This is a genomic window from Candidatus Aegiribacteria sp. (genome assembly GCA_021108005.1).
GTDB lineage: Bacteria > Fermentibacterota > Fermentibacteria > Fermentibacterales > JCC-6 > Aegiribacteria.
Genome location: JAIORS010000187.1, coordinates 1 through 18,948, shown reverse-complemented (window position 1 = coordinate 18,948; position 18,948 = coordinate 1). Strand labels below are relative to the sequence as shown.

Below are 18,948 nucleotides of genomic sequence, written 5' to 3'. Positions count from 1 at the left end.
ATCAGTCTTGTGAAACGCAGGGCCTCTCGAGATCGGAGTCGGATACCGCAGGACCACCCAGTAGGTAGATATGATAAATGTCACAATAGTGGTGACCTGTATCGTCATGGCTCCTTTATCTGAAAGAACGCCTGCTGATAAAGCTGAGAACGCCACTAAAAGAGAGAACTCGCTTGATTGTCCCAATCGAACACCCAGCTCTTTGCGTAAATCTGATGATTCACCTGTGCTTCGGAATGCCAGGCGGAAAACAGCGACCTTCAGCGGCACCAGAATCACACCGAAGGCGATTGCGGACAAAAGGAGATAGGAGTCGAGACGCAAATCCAATTTAGCTCCTACAGCAAAGAAAAACAGGATTAAAAAGAACTCTCGAAGTGGTTTCAGATGTTCGGCAATTGCTAATGCAATCTTGCAGGATGCAATAGAGAGCCCTGCAACAAAAGCTCCAAGCTCGTAAGAGAGACCAAGAATATGAGCAGTTTCCGCCCACAGCAGACACCACGCCAATGTTGCAAGGAAAGTATACTCCTGGATTACATCGAACTTCCTGAGTAAAGGTATCATTACGAACCGCACGCCAAGGAAAGCAAGCGTGCCGAGGATTACAAATTTCCCCGCAAGAAAAGCGAAGGTTACAAGTACATGATTACTCTTTTCTCCTGTAATGAACAGGATAACAAGAATGGCCAGCATGTCCTGAATCAGAAGGACACTGGTCATAACCTCACCTGTCCGTTTGTGATGGAGTGTATTCAATGGGATCAGTTTCAACCCGATAACCGTACTTGAGAACATCATGGCTGCTCCGATAATGATGGAACTCTGTATATCAAATCCGAGCAGCAATGCAAAAAGAAAGGACAGGCCTCCGAACAGCACTGACGTAGCAAACGTAAGAAGTGAAGTCTTTCGGAATAGTTTGATCAGCTTAACCGGCTGCAGGTTAAGGCCAATAAGAAAGAGCAGGAGTATAACGCCGATGTGAGAAATCTGTTCAATATGATCTGTTCTGCTGATAAGAGCGAATCCGCTTGGTCCTACTATTATACCGAGTGTGATATAGGCTACGATAATCGGCTGTTTTGCGTAAAGAAACAGCGTTCCGAGTATGGCTGCACCAACAGCTATCACGCTTAATTCGAATACAATACTTTCAAGATTCATGTTCTTATCATATTAAAAATATGCCATAGTAGAATATTCACGAATAGACCGCGCATTCTCGTTAACCTGCATAATTCATCAGCAATCGTATCGAAACGTCGCAAATGGACAAAAACAGGTTGAACCTGCCGATTCTAACGGCGGCAATCTGTCGCATGTTCCAGATCCGCCTGGTATCGGTGGATATGCGATTAGGTATTTCGGAAGATTCTATAATATGGGATCAAATCCCACCACCGGTCTGTCTCCAGTAAGATCGTTCAGGTTGTACGTATTGACGGGTTGTATTCCATCGAGGCCGTTCAGGATAAGGTGACCGTAGCTGTTAGTGGTGAAGTAAGGCTCAGACTTATCTGGAACCACAGTAAAGATCCTAGACAATGGAAGTTGTTGTGTATATAATAGGGACAACAACTACCAGCATTAAGGAGAGTTGCAGTGGAGCTGAATAGCTCGAACCTTGCAGCAGCACTAAATATGCTCGGAGAGCGACTGCGTCTTAAGGATACTCCCTCCGTGAGACTTGTCGCATGTGGAGGATCTGCACTGATAGCCATGGGGCTTGTTTTCAGGACCACAGATGATGTCGATGTTGTAGCACTCGTAGACGCCCATCAGCAATTGATCAGTCCTGCACCCTTTCCGGAATACCTGGAGGAGTCTATCAAAGAAGTCGCCATTTTGATGAACCTTTCAGAGGACTGGATGAATTACGATCCAAGCCGAGATTCAGGTGGACTATTCCAGAATGGATTGCCGGAAGGACTACTTGCCAGAGCGCACAGGAAGGACTACGGATCTCACTTGATTACTTACTTCATCGATCGCATAGATCAAATCCACTTCAAGGTCTTTGCCTCTGCAGACAGGCTTGGAGTTCATGTAGATGATCTTGTCTCGTTGAATCCTTCCAATCAGGAAATGGAGAACGCTGCTAGATGGTGCATGACACACGATCCATCCGAAGGGTTCAGGATGATTCTTATCTCGATGTATGAGCAGCTTGGATACAGCGATGTCGCCGAAAGACTGTAAACTCAGACTGCTGAATCGAATGCTTGACCTCGTCTGGTCGCAGTGGATCACACTGGGTATATCCGGCAATGCCCGTCTGGTCGAAAAATGGGTGCTGGACCCTGAAGCCCTGGTCCTCTTCACATGCACAGTCGGCAGGTATGAAGCACGCGTATTTGATTCGATGCTGGAGTGGTTGAACATCAACCAGCGATTCCTCAACATCCAGCGTCTTAAGACGATCAACCAGCGTGAGAATTTCGCAGGAAAGCAACTCCTTGCAGCCATTGCCCACCTTCTGATGAAGCCGGTCTCCAGGTCTAAGTGGGAGAGACTCAGCAAGGAGATACTCAACTATCCATTGAGGTCGGAACCGCTCTTCAGACTTAAGGACGGCGCTCCCCACCCTTGGCTTGGCGATTCGGATGATGCCTTCAGCAATGCGGGTTACATCAGACAGAAATTCAGACAACGCAATACAGTTATGCCGTTTAAACCAGAACTCTCCGCGAATCTGATACTGAAGCTCCGAGCTCTCTTCGGTTTAAATTCCAGATGCGAGGTTATCTCCTATCTATTAACGCACAAGGAAGCAAATCCTACAGAGATTGCTGCCGCAACCGGGTACTCATCGAAAACGATCTACAATGCCATCTCAGAGATGTATATGTCCGGGAAGTTGAACAAACGCGTTAGCGGCAGGGAATCACTGTACAGCCTCAGGGACAACTCATGGCAGATATTCCTCTGCCCGGCAGGTAGAACGGCAAACTGGATGGATTGGCCCAGGGCATTCAGGGCTCTCGAGATCATCTGGATGGCACTGGATAATCCCATCCTGGAGAATGAGCCAATTCAGACAATCGAAAACGAGCTGATATTAGCAATCCATAAGGTCTTACCACAGCTGCTTCAAACGGCTCCATCTAAAGTTATGCAACTTCAGAGAACTATAGATCTGCCCAGTCCGAGATTCGAGGAGCTCTGCAGCATACTGTGTGATCTGGTGGAATTCTATGAAACAGGCTGAACGAACAAGGAATAGATTTAATCAGGAGGTGTTAACGTACTGCATAAATACCGGTATCACTGCTGCTGGCGTAAACCATCCGTCCAGATACTGAAGGAGATAAGGTAATCCAGCCGTCACCGTTCGGAACAGCTTTCGCCGCCAGGAACTCGCTCCTTCCGGCGAAGCGGATGTCAAGGACAACGGTTCTTCGGGTAAGAGCCTCCTCCGTGCAAAGATCGAGGAGCTCGCCTCTGCTGACGACTCCGGGATTCACCAGGAACGCATTGAAATCGTAATATTCTCGAGGTAACCGGTCAAGCTTGGGAACAGATATTAATCATACGAAAGACGTGTTTTTTCATCCGTCAGAACATGCCTGGTAGTGTTATTCCACCATATGGAATTCCATGTATCAAGCTCCTGGTGCCTTAGATAGTAGTTCTGTGGTATCGGATGTGTGCCGCTGATCACATCCAGACCGCATGCTGTTTTTATGAACTCTGTAAACTGCCTGATCCGCGGGCATGGCGGATACCCGACCAGAAGCCCGGTAGCAAGATGAATTACATCCGCTCCGTTTTTCTTCATCTCAGCGGGAGAGTATTCCACGTTTCCTCCGGGGCATCCTCCACAACTTGTATAGCCTACTATTTCAACCTCTTGCCCCCTGTACAGTTCAAAGGCCCCTTCGCGGTTTCTAAGAGCCCTGAGACACTTTCCCCCGGCACAGGAACGGTAACGGTCACAGATGATGATTCCGATTTTCTTCATTAATCACACCTCAGTTCATACAGGATCGTCCATTTGAGAAATACGTAATATGCTGAAACAGTCGATGATACAAGCCCTGGTATTCCCTCCAGGAACCCTCCCCGAAGCAGATACGCTGAGAGGAATCTCCATGCAGGTCTGAAGAATATCTGTAATGGTCCCGACCTTCTGTCCTTACCGAACTCTTCCTGCGCCCAGATACTGCTGTACTGCAGCATTTTATCCATCTGATCATTCAGCGATGAATATGATCTGTGAATTACATGCCCATTTCTGAGATCTCCTATGGTTCCTCCGGTTATTTTTACGCTTTCATGAACGCCTGAACTGGGAAATACGGCGTGTCCATTTCTGAAAAGTCTTACATGACGCTCACCTGACCAGGGGCCATAGCGCATCAGTCTGCCCATATACTGAATTCTGAACGGCAGGTTGAATCCTGAATGAACGGTTTCGACCTCCACGATGGATGAGATGTCATCGGCCAGTTTCTCGTTCAGATATTCATCGGCATCCAGTGAAAGTACCCAGCGCCCTGAGGCCTGCTCGATGGCCCACTGTTTCTGAGTCGAAAAATCCTGGAATTCATGGAACAATACCTTCGCGCCGCAGCTCTTCGCTACTTCCGCTGTTGAGTCAGTGCTTCCTGAATCCACTACTATTATCTCGTCCGCAAAGGGGACACTTCCGATACAGCGCCCTAAGCTGTCCTCTTCGTTCAATGTGATAATTACAAGAGAAAGATTCATATTACCTTCCGGGGGAAAACATCAGAAGAGGATAATAAGTACATGATACATTACCTGCAACCTTGAAAGGAGTGTTCTTCGGCTGTCCGGGGTTGTATTCGTCCGGATATACGCAGAAAGCGCCCACCATTCACCTCCCGGCGGAAGGTGAAACGCCTGACAGCCCAGCCTCTCGTCAGGTGCTGTACTAATCATGATTCGTTCACCTATTGGCGAAGCATACATTCATGATTGGCTCACCATGATTCATGAGTAATGTATACGGATGTTTACATATCAGATCAAGAACAATCCTCAGAAAAGTATTCCTGATAAAACACCTGCTGAGGATAGGCCATACCGGAGTAGATCTTACCATCTCTGGAGACAGATACGGTACCTCCATACAGAATCTGATATTACTATTCTCCACAATCTGATAAGATGCGCTACCGCTTCCGGAACCGGCAAATGTGATCTGAGAATCTGTACAATAGAGAATGTCGCAGTAGAACAGTAAGAATTCCTCGATCCTTCTCCCATCGAGCGAGTAGAAACTCAAACTGCCCTGCATACCCGAAGGAAGCGTGTAACAGAGAGTCGGAGAAGAGGCAGGATTATTAACCCCTCCAAGACTGAGAAAAGTAGAAATACCACCTGATGACTGCTCTTCAATTCCTGTCTGACTATCGTATTTGATTGTTATGAAATCGCGATCTGCTGTTCGGAAAGAATGACCGATTACATAAAGTATCTCGAATTATCAATTGCTACACCGCGGCCTGCATCATCGCCAACATAATTGTAAGTTACATCCCACAGGGTATTGCCGCCGGCATCTAGGCTAGGCTTATCCGAAAATGGCTGAAAGCCGGGAAGACTTGCTATGGTCTTCAGGGCACTGTAAATTCATACTATCATCTGATGAAAGGGGTTATCCTGTCCGAGCATGAACTGACAATCTCACCGTTAGAAATAACCGATATCCTTGAAGAAAGTCTTGCCAGGTATACAGGGGAGGAAAGACTGCTGTCGGGAAGAACCCTGAGGTTGATGAAGGGGGAAAGACGCAGAGTCGCGGTTCTTTTTCTGGATCTGACAGATTATACCAGACTGAGCGAATCCCTGGACCATGAGATAGTTCATAGTCTCATCAGCCGAATAATGGGTTTTCTTTCCTCGGTGGTAAAATCCTTTGGAGGATACGTAGATAAATTCGAGGGGGACAGGCTCATGGCTCTTTTCGGCGCAAGAATATCGGCCGAGAATGACAGTGCAAGAGCTACAGGCTGTGCCCTCCGGATGCTTGATAGCCTGGAAGAAATCGGCCCCGTTTTTCCAGGCAGCAAAGGTATAGCGGCCAGGGTAGGCGTAGACTTCGGTTCGGTTACCGTAGCACCGGATCCCACTGACCATTTAACCGCTACTGGTGTTACGGTTAATCTGGCATCGCGCATCGAGGAAATAGCCATGCCAGGATCGATACTTGTTACGGAAAAGGTACGGCAGGAATGCGGAGAACTCTTCAGATTCACTGAACACGGAACGGTAGATATCCGTGGAATCATTTCTCCCGTTAAACTGTACATTCCCCTGGGCCCCGGAAGTATTCAGTATGAAAGGTGGCAAAGGGCCCGGAGGCTATCCGATGCTCCGATGGTTAACAGGATAAAGGAAAGCAGAATTCTCCTATCGGCTCTTCAGGATGCTTGCGTAGAAAAGGGAAAAACAGTTCTGATCAGGATAACAGGGGATGCGGGAATCGGAAAATCCAGATTGCTTCATAATTTCCTTAAGAGCGTTTATGACGTACAGGTTCTTCACGGCCATGCCAGTGCTTATGCTCAAACTCCTTTCTGGATATGGATAGATATTTTGAGAAAATACCTGAATGTCGAAAATGAGACATCGGAAGAAATTTCAAGGAAGGTAGTGAATTTCGCTGAAAACTGCAGTATCAAGGCCATTGGCGACAAGTTGAAACAGGTATCTCAGAACATTGCCGATCTGCTCTCACTGACCGGGACAGGTTCAATGGGTGAATCAACTGAAATAAGCCGAATCAAGACAGTAGCCATCAGACTGATGCTGGATGCCATAAGCTGCAAAGGTGTCATGATCCTTGCTCTGGAGGATATACACTGGATTGATGAACCCTCCATAAAAGTTCTTCGGCTTTTTCTTGAATCGAGGAGAATCTTCAACCCGATCATGGTCACAGCAACTGAAAGACCATCGGAGGAAACCTTCCATATAGAGGGGAATGACTGGACTGTAATTGCTCTTGAACCACTTGGCAGAGATGATATCTGCTCGATCTCTAGATTCATACTCTCCGATGAACAGAGCAGCAGATCATTCGAGAGTGATCTTGAAGACCTTATCACCAGAGGAGCAAAGGGAAATCCTTTCTATGCTGAAGAGCTGATTCTGGGGTTGATTGATTCAGGGGGGATTAAGTCCGATGGGAACAGACTGTGGGGGTTGTCCATAAAGGCAGACCAGGTGGGTATTCCATCTTCAGTGCAGTCACTGATACAAACTAGAATAGATAAGCTTCCCCGCGATGAGAGAAAGATGCTCCAGCTGGCATCGATCATCGGTGCTGATTTCAGAATACCCGTACTTGAGCGGGTACTTTCGGATCTGGAATTTGAAATTGACCTGAATAAAACTCTGGATTCTCTTATCAGCAAAGGTTTTCTTTTAGGGATTTATGACGACAGAATCTCCTTCAGGCACAATCTGGTTCAGACTTCGGCCTACAGCACTATGCTGAAACACAACAGGAGAATAATACACCGTTCCATCGCGCAGGCTGTGGGGATACTCTATCCAGAGGAAGCGTCCGTTCTGGCACCGATACTGTTCAACCACTGGAGAGCGGCGGGTGATGAACAGAAAACACTTGAATGGGCTTTGCGGGCTCTGGAGAGCACCAGGGCAAATGACCAGAATGAAGAAATCTTGCACATCGCGGAAACAATACTGGATCTTGCATCCGATCAATCCGATGAGAATAAGTGGCTTGCGAGCATGAATGCGCTTGAAGCGAAACATGGGGTTCTGAGCAGGTCAGGCAGGGTCTCAGAAGCTCTTGAAATAAACGATCAGATTCTTGAAAATGCCCGAAAGCGGGGTAATCCGCTTATTGAGGCGAAAGCTTTGAGGTCTAAGTGTATCCTGCTGCAGGATATGGGGAAAATGGATGAAATTGACAGCCTGTTCGAACTCGCCCTGAATAAAGCGGATAAGGCTAATGACGAATGGCTGAAGGGCCTTGTTTATGGTAATCTGGCTAACTACCTGTCCGATACGGGCAAGGTCAAGGAAGCACTTGAATATTATGAAAAGGCTCTCGCAATACATGTTAAGCATGACATGAGAACTAATATCGCAGTCACTTATTCGAACATAGGTAATTTACTGTCGAGGACAGGCAATACAGATAGAGCGCAAGCCAGTTACCGTCGCTCAATTGAAATCAGCAGGGAAGTGGGCAGCAGGTCCGGGCTTGGGTACGCTCTCAACGGTTATGCTATCGCTAAAGCAATAAAGGGAGAGTTGAAAGAAGCCGGTAAGTTGTTTGAAGAAGCACTCGAGTGCCAGATCGATATCGGCAACAAGGCACCTCAGTCTTGCATACTCGATAATCTGGGAATTCTTGCAAGGATGCAGAATGAGTACGACCGCTCCCTTGCCTACAGGTTAAGGGCCCTCGATCTTGCCCGTGAAACTGTCAATAAAAAATCTGAATGTATCGTGTTGCTTAATATCGGGAATCTTCACAGACTGATGGGACATCCTGAGAAGGCACTGGAATTATGCAGAGAGTCCTGTAAGATCGCCGTTCAGATAAACGATCCCATGAGCCAGTGCCATTCCCTCAGCATTGAAAGCATGGCGGAGATGGAGATGGGTAATACGGAATCGGCCCTCAGACTTTTTGCTGAAGCGGCGAGGTTGGTGGAGGAGAATGATATGAAACCGGGAATGGTTGAGGATTTCGATGAACTGATGGAGAAACTTCGCTCGGAAAATATCAAACACAGGCCGCCATCAAATTATAATAGCCATCATGATACGCAGCGTTCCGTTGAGTAAAAGCTATCCGCTCCAATGAAAAGGGAGCCCCTGAGATGTATTCGCTCAGAGTCTTTCGACCGTTTGTATCATCAGCTTTTATGGGCTTGCCGCAGTGAATGTTGTAGCCGCTGTGCTTCCATGAGTTCATGTTCTCCACCAGTTCCTCTGAGATCATGCCCTCTTCGAGAAGCATTTTAAAGACAAGACCGGCAAAAGTTTTTCAATCCCCTTGATGTCTATGGTGTCTATTTCAGGTATGGGATAGCAATTACCTTCCCTGTCCCAGCAGGTGTCAGTAATCAGGGCATGCACATATACTGGCAGGAGTAGTGTGTTATGGTCATAATGTCTATAATACTTGACATAATGTCTATGATTGGCTACATTACTGGAGAAGGGAGTTGAAATGAAACTGAAGAACAGGCTTCGGGTTCTCCGCGCGGAGAAGGAGATCAGTCAGAACGATCTTGCGGAAGAAGTAGGTCTCAGCAGGCAGACGATAAATTCAATTGAACGGGGAAAATTCAATCCTTCGATTATTACAGCATTGAAAATTGCAGATTATTTTGCTGTACGTGTCGATGAGGTGTTTCAGCTGGAAGAGGATGAGTAACATGAAATCGATAAAGGGAAACTACATTTTGTGGTCTGCAGTTCACCTCACTGCAGGCATTTTGTTTACTGTACTCAGCATATTCTGGAAAGTCGAAATTGCATTCATTCTGGTTGTATGTCTTTTACCCCTGGCTGTTTTCAATGTATGGTTCAATCAAGGTCACAAGACAGATGAAAGGGAGAAATATCTTCTTTTGAAAGTATTTTCCCGTTCGGGATCTTTTACTCTGGTATTTCTTACCTATGTCTTCATGAGTGGAAAAGCTGATATTAATTATGTTCTTTATGCACTGTGGAGCTTCGCACTGATATTGAGAGGCGGATTCGGATTGTACTACTTCATCAGGGAATAGTCTGTTCAGGGAATGTTTTCCATAGATGGATGTACATGTATATATGGAAATACAAGGAGGTGTCTGATGATTCCGCTTTTCTTTTTTGCAGTTACGGATACTATTGCCGTCGAAATCGATTTTGAGACTGTTTATGTACACGAATGGGGTGTGGTCGAATTTGATGCGGGATTCCCCGCTGCAAGCGGCGCGAAGTGGGGATACCTTGACGATCATGGCACTCTTGCGCCTTACACCGAGTATGAGGTGGAAGCGCCCGTGGTATGGTTCCATGGAGCACAATGCACCGGTACTTTTACTGTAAGGGTTAACGAAGGATACTTCACTACTCTGCTTCCTCAGCCTGATTCACTCCTGCAGGAGGAGGGTGAGAGAAGAGCTTCTCCGGAGAGCTTCGGCAGCCAGACTGGAATCTGGCAGGATGTCAGACTGACGTGTGTCGTTCCCGAAAATGAGGAGAGCCTGCCGATAGCGTACGACGCTGATGGATTCAGCTGGGCCACCCCATTCTGGCGTGATGTTCCGGCTAACTATGTTACCGTGCCGGGCGCTTCCTACCAGGATAGGTTCCTATACTACGAATGCACAGCAAACACGCTTGGTGAATACACTGGTGATTATTCCGATGGAAGAATTACATACGGTTATCATGGAGTTGCCCTGGTGTTTCAGGAGGAAGATGGAGAGGCCGTAGCCAGAATGGCGGATGTCGAAGAGACTGTGATCGTTCATGATGGAGCACTGTCAAATAGTGATGTACTTGAGGTCATCTGCGGCTGGAGCGGCAACAGGTTGAAAAGTCAGGAGATAGAGGCCCTCTGGAAAACATGGGAACCTGCGCTTCGTCAGCGGTGCATACAGCTGGGTCAGGATGTGATGATGTTCCCTCTGAGCCCCTGGCAGGTGGAATCCATAAGCACAATCCGTTTTGATCCGGATGGCGGGAATCCTGTTGAGTACGCAAGATTATTCCTCGGGCTGGGAGCGGTGGAGCTATAAACTGAAGGGCTGGTACAGCACTTCAGATCATTCAGTATAAGGTGTCTGAGGCTCTGAAGGAACCCTCCCGTTAGCCAGAAGAGGGATTCTTCATTGACGGCGGAGTAGCTTGAGTAGTATGGTCAGTTTTGGGAAGCGAAATTGGATGATACTGGGTCGGATTTGCTGTTTCGGGTGATTTTAACGGAACAGTAAAAACGAAAACTATGTAGCAGGAAGAGGCAACAAATGAATTACAGAAAGACTCACAAACAACAAGTTAGTTTCATAATATTCCTTTTATTCCTCCTGTCAGGATGGCAAACACAAGTTTTGTCTCAAGGGATAATTATTGATCACGGATGTACGGATATTACTCTAATTCCCGAATTTGCGATAAATCAGGCAAAATCAAATCTTCATATTGCATATGGACACACATCACATGGAAGTCAACTTACAACCGGGATGAATGGTTTAGTTGGTTTCGCAAATGGCGGCGGATTAGGGCTCTCCCTACCGAATGATATTTTCGAATGGAACAACGGTGGATCCGGAGGTGCTCTGGATTTACATGATTATGCGATGAGTGGTGATTGTGGATATTACCCGGCTTGGTACAACAATACGGTTGCTTATCTGAACAATCCTGCTAATTCAGATGTAAATGTGATTATCTGGTCCTGGTGTGGACAGGCCGCATCTCGAACCGAACAGGAAATGATTGATACTTACCTGAATCCGATGACAGCACTTGAGAGCCTATATCCCAATGTTACATTTGTTTATATGACAGGGCATGCTAATGCTACTGGAGAAACTGGTAATCTTCACTTGCGAAATCAACAAATCAGAAATTACTGTATAACTAATAATAAAGTGTTATACGATTTTTATGATATTGAATGCTATGATCCGGATGGTAGCTATTTTGGTGATAGATATGTGGACGATGATTGCTCTTATACCGGTGGGAACTGGGCAATTGAATGGCAAAGCACTCATGTAGAAGGAGTGGATTGGTATAACTGCTCCGCTGCACACACACAACCCTTGAATGCTAACCGTAAAGCTTATGCTGCCTGGTGGTTATGGGCAATTTTGGGAGGTTGGCAGGGTACAGGCATCACCGAGCAGGAAATCATGTACGATTACAGTATGGACATTTCATTTGTGAATCCTTCAATCGAGACCGCAAGCATATCATGCTCGGTTTCCGAGCAACTTAACGTGATAATAGATGTCTATTCGTGTAACGGCAGGCTTGTTACAACGCCTTTCAATGGTGAAATGAATGCAGGTGACCACGAGTTAGTTCTTGATAACCTTCAGCCCGGCATGTATCTGGTGGTCATGAGATCGAACGATCTTAGTGTTTCAGACAGACTGATCATCCTGCGGTAATGTTCCTTCCGGCACCTCTCCGGTGTAATGAGTCTTGAGCGGAAGTACGGTATCGAGAAATTGGAAGAATCCGTAAGGGGGAGTGCAACCTCAGGCTAACCGGTATTCCAGCTTTAACACATGCTTTTCGAAATAGATCTACTATATCCCGAGACGGACAGCCTCTTCAGGTTCCTGATCTCTGAGGAGTTCATAGTCGGCATACTGTGTGAGAATGTTCATTTGTGAAATCTCATTTGCCAGAGAGTTATCCTGCTCTCTGTAGTGAATGATTGCATCGTTAACTGAATTGAATAAATCCGTATCAAGATTGTAGAACCTGCTATGTATGGTTTGGTTAATGACCTGTTTCTGACCTTCGGTCATTCCTTCCCTGATAGCTCCCAGTTCGACGAACTGGCTGATGTAGTCTTCCTTCATGGCTGTGAGTTCAGGCAAGAGCTCCTCAGCAGACAATCCCTGGTTTACCAGGTCGTTCAAATTGGTATACATCTCTTCATAAATATCCGCGATTGTGTTTCCAAGATCCTCGGGATCGGTTATTTCTTCAAACTGGTCAGAAGTTTCATCAGTTCCCTCAGCAGTTTCCCCGCCACACCCTGCTGCAAGCATTATTGAAAGAAAGATAATAGCTGTTAACGACCATTTCATATGTGTCTCCCTTTTGAAAGTGTAATTCATAGTGCATCAGTATTGAATGCCTGGCAATATCTCCAGAGCGGATCAAGATGTCAAATTGTTCCTCAGTATGATACTGCAGAGATGAAACAAAATCCAGTTTCTCATGCTCCAGACGCAGAAGACAGATGCGGGCAACTCTTCTCAAGAAAGTTTGGAACATCGATGCCATGAAGTGTCCGAAGTGCGGAGGACAGATCCCTTGCATGATAAGATCATATCCCCTATTTTTTAAAGTGGCATCGCCCGGGTTTTGAGTATCCGATTATTTACATGAAAGCGTTTACGAATGAAAAAAACTGAATACGCCGAATTTCTCCGGTCAAGGAACATGGATGATGAGTCAATAAATTCCGCTATCGAAAACGTGACACATTTCGAGGAATACCTTGCTCTCTCAGGCATAGATATCGATACGGTTCCCGTGTCTTCCGCTGAAAGGTATTTCTCAGCATTGATAGCTGACGGAGAAAACACCATGAAGATGTTTCTGGATCTCGCCAGGTATTTCTACATAACCGGACAGAGTGATGTGTATATCTATATAGTTTCTACTATCAGCGGCAGGGAAGTGCTTGAATCCATATCCGAGAAACTCGCATTAAAGACTGATCCTGATTGCAGGGATCAGGTGTTTGAGTGTCTGGAGGCTCCGCCTTTGGGTTCACCTCCGGACAGCTATCCAGAGAATACATGTCAGCTTGTGAAAAGACTTATGGAACTGGGCCGGGAAACCTGCCATGATGTACTGGCCGACAATCATCATGGAATACCACGTGACAGCTTCCAGAAGTATACAAAATGGTTTGAGGAATCCAGTTCCATAGATGGTTTTCTCAAAAGACTTCACTCGGATAAAATCAGAATTCTCCAGCAACACCTTGATGAAGGAAAAATATGGTTCGAGCAGGTAATTACCTCCGATGTCATTGACCTGGTTAAAGGCAACCAGGAAATACTGTCAGCAGTCCGTAAAGGAGAATACCTTTATATTACCAAAATCCCGTATTCCCCAAAGTATTGGCTGAATGAGAAGGACAGCCTCATGAAACGGTACTACGCCTGTCACTGCCCTCTCGCCAGGGAAGCAATTATCATGAACGACACTGAAATACCAATGGACTGGTGTTACTGCAGCGGGGGCTTCGCGAAATTGATGTTCGATGTTGTATTCGGTGAACCCACTGAGGTGGAAGTGCTTAAGAGCGTTCTGGCTGGAGACGATATATGCAGGTTCAGAATCAAGTTGCCTGATAAGCTGATACAGGAAGTTCACTCTTCCGGTTGATATTTAACAAGCATTTCTGCTATTCCCGGTATTTCCGTTCCATATATGTACTCATAAGAAGCATGGTCCAGGAAAGATCAAAACGATAATCGGAAACTGAGACCTGAGTCCAGTCAATGACGAAATTCTTGCCGTCATCACGGATTATGACATTTCCGGGATGGAAATCCAGATGAACCGGGCAGGGTTTTCCGCATGGAACCAGATCGCGTCTTTCCTCCAGCCATTTCATAGCGGATTTAAAACCTGCTGCTGTATCGATTGATTTCAGAAAAAACCTTCCCATATCAAGATATTCGTCTATGAAGCTCCATGGATCATTGAATCTCCCGGTATCTTCCTCCTCGAGAATACGCCAGTCAAGTGAATGTAATCCAGCTTCAAGTTCACAGAATTCCGAAAGGATCTCCATCTGACGTTCCATTGAAGATGAAGAAAGTACTTTCCACATTCCCTGCCCGGCAATTCTGAGTTACAGTATATCAGTCCTCATCGGGAGTGTATCCGAAGAAATCCCCCAGCATGTTCATTCCAGCCTCTTAGGTTTCATAACAAATTCCATCCTTTTGTAGATTAAGTTACTATCCAGGCTGATCCGGTTTTCAACCGTAAGATATTATTCAGCGTCCAGTACTTCTCTCACTTTGGAAGCCAGATCCTGTATCGAGAAGGGTTTCTGTATGAAATTAACGCCATCATCGAGCACCCGCCGATGGGCGATTACATTGGCAGTATAACCGGACATGAACAGACACTTTATATCCGGGCAAATGGATGCCAGTTTATTAGCCAGGTCACGGCCGTTCATCTCCGGCATGATCACATCGGTCATAAGCAGATGAATCTCGCTGTTATATTCCCTGGCCAGGCGGAGGGCCACACCCGGAGTATCGGCATCAAGTACTGTGTAACCCTGACGTTTGAGCATTTTAGTGGCCATTTCCAGAATCGCCGGTTCGTCTTCCGCCAGCAGGATAGTTTCATGACCTTGACTGATCGGTTCCTCCGGACATTCATCCTGTATTTGCACTGTCTTTCCCGCATATCGAGGCAGATAGATATTGAAGGTGGTCCCTTTGCCCGGTTCGCTGTAGATGTTGATGAAGCCGTCGTTTTGCTTGACTATGCCATAGACCGTGGCAAGCCCTAGGCCGGTGCCCTGGCCCACTTCCTTGGTTGTGAAAAAAGGTTCGAAAATATTATCCTGTATCTCTTTATCCATGCCGCAACCGTCATCACTGACAGCCAGGAGTACATATTCACCTGGGACAAATCCTGGATGTTCCCGGCAATAATCCTCATCGAAAGCAGCCTTTCCTGTTTCGATAGTCATCTTGCCCACTCCCGAGATTGCGTCACTGCCATTTGCACAAAGATTAACCAGAATCTGATCGAACTGCGTCGGGTCAACCTTGATTCTCAACAGATCTGCAAATGGCTGCCAAGATAAATTGATATCCTCACCGATAAGCCTGCACAGCATCTTGAGCATGCCCTCCACTGTTTCGTTCAGATCGAGTACCCTTGGCGATATAGTCTGTCTGCGGGCAAAGGCCAGTAATTGCCGGGTTAGATCGGCGGAACGGTCAGCGGCCTTGCGGATCTCCTGCAGGGCGGTATAGAACGGCTGGGACGGGTCTAACTTGTCAAGGGACATTTCCGTATAACCAAGGATCACTCCAAGCATGTTGTTGAAATCATGAGCAACACCACCCGCCAGACGGCCCACTGATTCCATCTTCTGGGCATGACGGAACTGATCCTCCATCTGAGCCCTTTCCTCCTCGGCCTGTTTACGCTCAGTGATGTCAACAATGATCCCTCTCAAACCAACAGGTATGTTGTCTTTGAGAATTGCACTTGAGTAGATTAATATTGGAAACGTGCTTCCATCTTTTCTCAGGACAGTATACTCGGGATTTCCAACATCCTTTCCGTACAATACTTTTTCTATATTTTCTTTCGCTCTGTTTCTGTCGGAAGGGATTAATGTCTGCATTACATTAATTCCTTTTTCATATTCCTCTTGAGAATATCCAAAAGAATCAAATGCCTGTTTATTTATATAAGTAAGGTTTCCTTCAGTATCAATCTCATAGACGATCTGTGGTAGAAGATTTGTCATATCTCTGAATTTTTGTTCGCTTTCGCGTAACTGTTCTTCTGTGTTCTTTCTCCAGGTAATATCGTGATATTGAGATAATAAATGCATTGGTTTGCCTTCTTCATCCGGAATGCTTGAACAAATCATCTCAGTTGGTAACGTGGAGCCGTCGCTTCGTTTAACAGTAACCTCGCCTCTCCATTTTCCTTCAGATAGAATAATTGGAATAATTTCCTCGTTTAATTTTCTTACGCCTTCTTCATCGCTGAACAAAAAGATCGAATTTCCAACTATCAAGCTGTCATTCTTATAACCGCCAAGTTTAAGAAGTCCCTCGTTTACGTACTCTATATTTCCCTGCATATCAGTTATAACAACTGCTTCGGGAGATGTTTCCACAACTTCGGACAGCTTTCGTATTTCTTTTTCTGACTTCTTGCGTTCGGTGATGTCTCTGGTTGTACCCTGAAGGCCGATAAGCTTGCCCTGAAAGTTGAGAAGTGTTTTGCTGGTAATTTCTACATCCACTTCTTCATTATTGCTATTAAGCATTCTGGTCTCGAATGTAATGTGATTAAATGTCTTGTAGTTCTTCAATGCCTTTACAGCCAGTACACTGACTTTTAAATATTCTTTCTTCTTGAAATACAAACTTAATTTTGTACCGATCAAATGTTCCGGTTTATACCCCAGTATTGCCTCTACTGAAGGACTCAAATATGTAAATCTCAGCCTGGTATCCAGCATCCAGATACAGTCAAATGAATTTTCTGTAAGCAATCGGAATTTCTCTTCACTCTCGCGCAAGGCTTCTTCCGCATGTTTGCGATCTGTGATGTCTTCCTGCATTGATACAACATTTGTCAGCTTACCTTCATGATCAAATACTGGAAATAACTTAACTTTAATATAGAGTTTCCTATTATCGTAAGGTGAAATGAATTCGATCTCTTGAACATCTATTTCATTCCCTTTAAGTGCTTCCTTGATATACTTGTCTACGCCATACTTGATATTCTGAGGTACTGTAACCGCATTTGACCCGAGAATCAAATCTTTGTCCGGGACAGCATAAAATTCCAGGAATGCTTCGTTAACTACCAAACAAATCCCCTTGTTATCCAGAACGAACGTTGGTAGCGGCGATTGCTGAACGAGACGTTCAAGAAACTCGCTTTTTGTTTCTATTTCGCGTTCTACGCGTTTGCGTTCAGTAATGTCGCGAATAATCGCCAGAATATGCGGCTCGCTCTCATATTCGAATGTGTTTCCTCTGACTTCTATGTTAAAAGTGGATCCATCCTTGCGGATTTCTACAGATTCAGCAGCAAAGGGTTTTCCCGAAGGAGTTTCTTCAACGAATTTCCTGAAAAGATACTGACAATCCGGATGAACGAAATCCTTACCGGATAATCCTATCATCTCCTCGTAAGGATACCCGTACATCTCGCAGGCAGCTGGATTTGCTTCCCTGACAACACCTTTCAAATCAAATATAAGAAAAGCATCGTTTGATGCTTCAAATATTCTGCGATATGGAGCTTTTTGCTTCAAACGATATTGTCCTCTTTTCTCCCTCTTGGTAGAATTCCCGTGAATCGTGATTCATTGTGAATCTCTCCTTTTAAATCCAGTACTCTACAGAACTGGCTGAGAACCCTACTCCACAATAGTAATCATCATGATCAAACAAAGTATCATAAAAAACAATAGGACAATGGATTATCCTTAATCCCATTTCCTGCTCAATAAGCAGCCAATTCGTCTCAGAATACCTCCGATTTCTGACTGAAACAGAGCATACTACCCGAAAAACACGCCGTCAATGAAATGATCAATCTACAATCCCTCCAAGTCAAATCCCCCGCATGATGAAGTGTAAATGCATTGATCTTAGAGTTGCTGTGAACCGCTGCCTATCATAACCCGGTACAGATTAGGTAAGGGCTGTCTGGCACACAACATTTCAGAACAGCTGGTCGCTGCTATTCGTAACCCTGGTAAGACACCGACTCGGGCAGTTCAGTTCAAGAGACTAAGGACGGAGGCTTCATCATCGTGCGGAGCCTGCTAAAGCCACGGATAAAGCGAAGATCCTGACGAGAATAGCAGTGCGGAAAGCCCGGCTGCGCAGTTCGGTTAAAAAGACTAATGATTATAGAGTACAGTCAAACATATATTAGTCGTGTCATTACCATTCGGAGATATGTTTAATATCTGCCCATGTGGCGTTGTCGAGAGCCAGGCTATCACCTATTGCAGTAATGGTAAGGCCATATATTCGCCAGTCAACAGAAAGAGAACCAACATCGATGCATGAACCATAGCCATAGAAACGGATACCGATCCATTCCCCTCCGGAAATCCAATCGGGAGACGCATTGATTGTCGCGGTTTCGTTAATTGTTCCCTCATATGATAGTGACCTGCTCCATATTTCAATCCATGTAGAACCAGATGCTTTCATCAGGATATTGAAATTTGCATTTCCTTCTGACACTTGTGCAAGGAGGTAATATGGTATTGTAACAATAATGGAGTCCGTTCCATCCGGAATGAAGTAGACGAGCTCGGTGCTTGAATTAGTAGTGAGCATATCTGCATCCCACCATGTATCCGGCCAGGAAGAATTGGTTACAGCTCCATATGGACCGAATTCCCAACTTGAATTAGCATACCAGTTATTAGGCAACTCGTTGAAATCAGTTTGAAAAATAACAGCATCGGAAAACACAGGGAAAATTATCGAT

At 45.6% G+C, this 18,948-nt stretch carries 18 protein-coding genes; 8 read left to right on the top strand and 10 right to left on the bottom strand.

Translation table 11 applies throughout. From position 1 onward, the window contains the following. Both K8S15_11865 and K8S15_11860 read right to left on the bottom strand, forming a co-directional pair. A partial coding sequence (locus K8S15_11865; protein MCD4776731.1) for a cation:proton antiporter occupies window positions 1–1,167 on the bottom strand: 1,167 nt, incomplete at its 3' end. A gap of 210 nt (window positions 1,168–1,377) precedes the next feature. Then, window positions 1,378–1,530 (bottom strand): hypothetical protein, encoded by a 153-nt coding sequence (locus tag K8S15_11860; GenBank protein MCD4776730.1) that lies wholly within the window; start codon window positions 1,528–1,530, stop codon window positions 1,378–1,380. 75 nt (window positions 1,531–1,605) lie between these two features. Here K8S15_11860 and K8S15_11855 point away from each other — a divergent pair, with 75 nt between their 5' ends. Both K8S15_11855 and K8S15_11850 read left to right on the top strand, forming a co-directional pair. Then, window positions 1,606–2,202, top strand: a complete 597-nt coding sequence (locus tag K8S15_11855) for a hypothetical protein (protein MCD4776729.1) — start codon at window positions 1,606–1,608, stop codon at window positions 2,200–2,202. Continuing rightward, complete coding sequence (locus tag K8S15_11850) at window positions 2,183–3,211, top strand: helix-turn-helix domain-containing protein (protein MCD4776728.1); 1,029 nt, start codon at window positions 2,183–2,185, stop codon at window positions 3,209–3,211. The genes K8S15_11855 and K8S15_11850 overlap by 20 nt, the downstream gene beginning before the upstream one ends. Before the next feature lie 31 nt (window positions 3,212–3,242). Here K8S15_11850 and K8S15_11845 read toward each other — a convergent pair whose 3' ends face one another. Genes K8S15_11845 through K8S15_11830 form a run of 4 tightly spaced genes read right to left on the bottom strand, consistent with a single transcriptional unit; the run spans window position 3,243 to window position 4,908 of the window. After that, window positions 3,243–3,467 carry a hypothetical protein gene (locus tag K8S15_11845; protein ID MCD4776727.1) on the bottom strand — a complete coding sequence of 75 codons (225 nt, stop codon included), beginning with the start codon at window positions 3,465–3,467 and terminating at the stop codon, window positions 3,243–3,245. Between the two features lie 59 nt (window positions 3,468–3,526). Next, window positions 3,527–3,964 (bottom strand): CGGC domain-containing protein, encoded by a 438-nt coding sequence (locus K8S15_11840; GenBank protein ID MCD4776726.1) that lies wholly within the window; start codon window positions 3,962–3,964, stop codon window positions 3,527–3,529. Continuing rightward, complete coding sequence (locus K8S15_11835) at window positions 3,964–4,713, bottom strand: glycosyltransferase family 2 protein (GenBank protein ID MCD4776725.1); 750 nt, start codon at window positions 4,711–4,713, stop codon at window positions 3,964–3,966. The genes K8S15_11840 and K8S15_11835 overlap by 1 nt, the downstream gene beginning before the upstream one ends. Window positions 4,714–4,734: 21 nt before the next feature. Beyond that, on the bottom strand, window positions 4,735–4,908 hold the full coding sequence (locus tag K8S15_11830) for a hypothetical protein (protein ID MCD4776724.1): 174 nt from the start codon (window positions 4,906–4,908) through the stop codon (window positions 4,735–4,737). Window positions 4,909–5,616: 708 nt separating this feature from the next. On the opposite strand from K8S15_11830, the gene K8S15_11825 reads away from it, so the two are divergent. From K8S15_11825 to K8S15_11805, 5 genes are all read left to right on the top strand, one after another. Then, entirely contained in the window at window positions 5,617–8,796 is a 3,180-nt protein-coding gene (locus K8S15_11825; protein ID MCD4776723.1) for a tetratricopeptide repeat protein, read from the top strand. A gap of 370 nt (window positions 8,797–9,166) precedes the next feature. After that, a complete protein-coding gene (locus tag K8S15_11820; GenBank protein ID MCD4776722.1) occupies window positions 9,167–9,391 on the top strand; it encodes a helix-turn-helix transcriptional regulator in 225 nt (74 codons plus the stop codon). Between the two features lies 1 nt (window position 9,392). Further along, window positions 9,393–9,746, top strand: a complete 354-nt coding sequence (locus K8S15_11815; protein MCD4776721.1) for a hypothetical protein — start codon at window positions 9,393–9,395, stop codon at window positions 9,744–9,746. 66 nt (window positions 9,747–9,812) lie between these two features. Then, window positions 9,813–10,745: a hypothetical protein gene (locus K8S15_11810; GenBank protein MCD4776720.1), complete on the top strand. Its 933-nt coding sequence runs from the start codon at window positions 9,813–9,815 to the stop codon at window positions 10,743–10,745. A 228-nt stretch (window positions 10,746–10,973) separates the two neighbouring features. Continuing rightward, window positions 10,974–12,128, top strand: a complete 1,155-nt coding sequence (locus K8S15_11805) for a T9SS type A sorting domain-containing protein (protein MCD4776719.1) — start codon at window positions 10,974–10,976, stop codon at window positions 12,126–12,128. Window positions 12,129–12,269: 141 nt separating this feature from the next. Here the strand turns inward: K8S15_11805 and K8S15_11800 are convergent, their stop codons facing one another. Further along, window positions 12,270–12,779, bottom strand: coding sequence for a hypothetical protein (locus tag K8S15_11800; GenBank protein MCD4776718.1), 510 nt, complete (start codon window positions 12,777–12,779; stop codon window positions 12,270–12,272). A gap of 316 nt (window positions 12,780–13,095) precedes the next feature. On the opposite strand from K8S15_11800, the gene K8S15_11795 reads away from it, so the two are divergent. After that, the gene (locus K8S15_11795) at window positions 13,096–14,094 is read left to right on the top strand and encodes a DUF6144 family protein (protein ID MCD4776717.1); all 999 of its coding nucleotides are present in this window, start codon (window positions 13,096–13,098) and stop codon (window positions 14,092–14,094) included. Between the two features lie 19 nt (window positions 14,095–14,113). Here the strand turns inward: K8S15_11795 and K8S15_11790 are convergent, their stop codons facing one another. The 3 genes from K8S15_11790 to K8S15_11780 form a co-directional block, all read right to left on the bottom strand. Next, complete coding sequence (locus K8S15_11790) at window positions 14,114–14,545, bottom strand: phosphotransferase (protein ID MCD4776716.1); 432 nt, start codon at window positions 14,543–14,545, stop codon at window positions 14,114–14,116. Window positions 14,546–14,710: 165 nt separating this feature from the next. After that, the gene (locus tag K8S15_11785) at window positions 14,711–17,752 is read right to left on the bottom strand and encodes a PAS domain S-box protein (protein MCD4776715.1); all 3,042 of its coding nucleotides are present in this window, start codon (window positions 17,750–17,752) and stop codon (window positions 14,711–14,713) included. A 637-nt stretch (window positions 17,753–18,389) separates the two neighbouring features. Further along, a partial coding sequence (locus tag K8S15_11780) for a hypothetical protein (protein ID MCD4776714.1) occupies window positions 18,390–18,948 on the bottom strand: 559 nt, incomplete at its 5' end.

Bases quoted from the DNA above. Each gene is read 5' to 3' on its own strand.
- K8S15_11810 (MCD4776720.1), top strand. From the start codon at position 9,813: ATGATTCCGCTTTTCTTTTTTGCAGTTACGGATACTATTGCCGTCGAA.
- K8S15_11815 (MCD4776721.1), top strand. From the start codon at position 9,393: ATGAAATCGATAAAGGGAAACTACATTTTGTGGTCTGCAGTTCACCTC.
- K8S15_11825 (MCD4776723.1), top strand. From the start codon at position 5,617: ATGAAAGGGGTTATCCTGTCCGAGCATGAACTGACAATCTCACCGTTA.
- K8S15_11835 (MCD4776725.1), bottom strand. From the start codon at position 4,713: ATGAATCTTTCTCTTGTAATTATCACATTGAACGAAGAGGACAGCTTA.
- K8S15_11800 (MCD4776718.1), bottom strand. From the start codon at position 12,779: ATGAAATGGTCGTTAACAGCTATTATCTTTCTTTCAATAATGCTTGCA.
- K8S15_11840 (MCD4776726.1), bottom strand. From the start codon at position 3,964: ATGAAGAAAATCGGAATCATCATCTGTGACCGTTACCGTTCCTGTGCC.
- K8S15_11830 (MCD4776724.1), bottom strand. From the start codon at position 4,908: ATGATTAGTACAGCACCTGACGAGAGGCTGGGCTGTCAGGCGTTTCAC.
- K8S15_11795 (MCD4776717.1), top strand. From the start codon at position 13,096: ATGAAAAAAACTGAATACGCCGAATTTCTCCGGTCAAGGAACATGGAT.
- K8S15_11805 (MCD4776719.1), top strand. From the start codon at position 10,974: ATGAATTACAGAAAGACTCACAAACAACAAGTTAGTTTCATAATATTC.
- K8S15_11790 (MCD4776716.1), bottom strand. From the start codon at position 14,545: ATGTGGAAAGTACTTTCTTCATCTTCAATGGAACGTCAGATGGAGATC.
- K8S15_11850 (MCD4776728.1), top strand. From the start codon at position 2,183: ATGTCGCCGAAAGACTGTAAACTCAGACTGCTGAATCGAATGCTTGAC.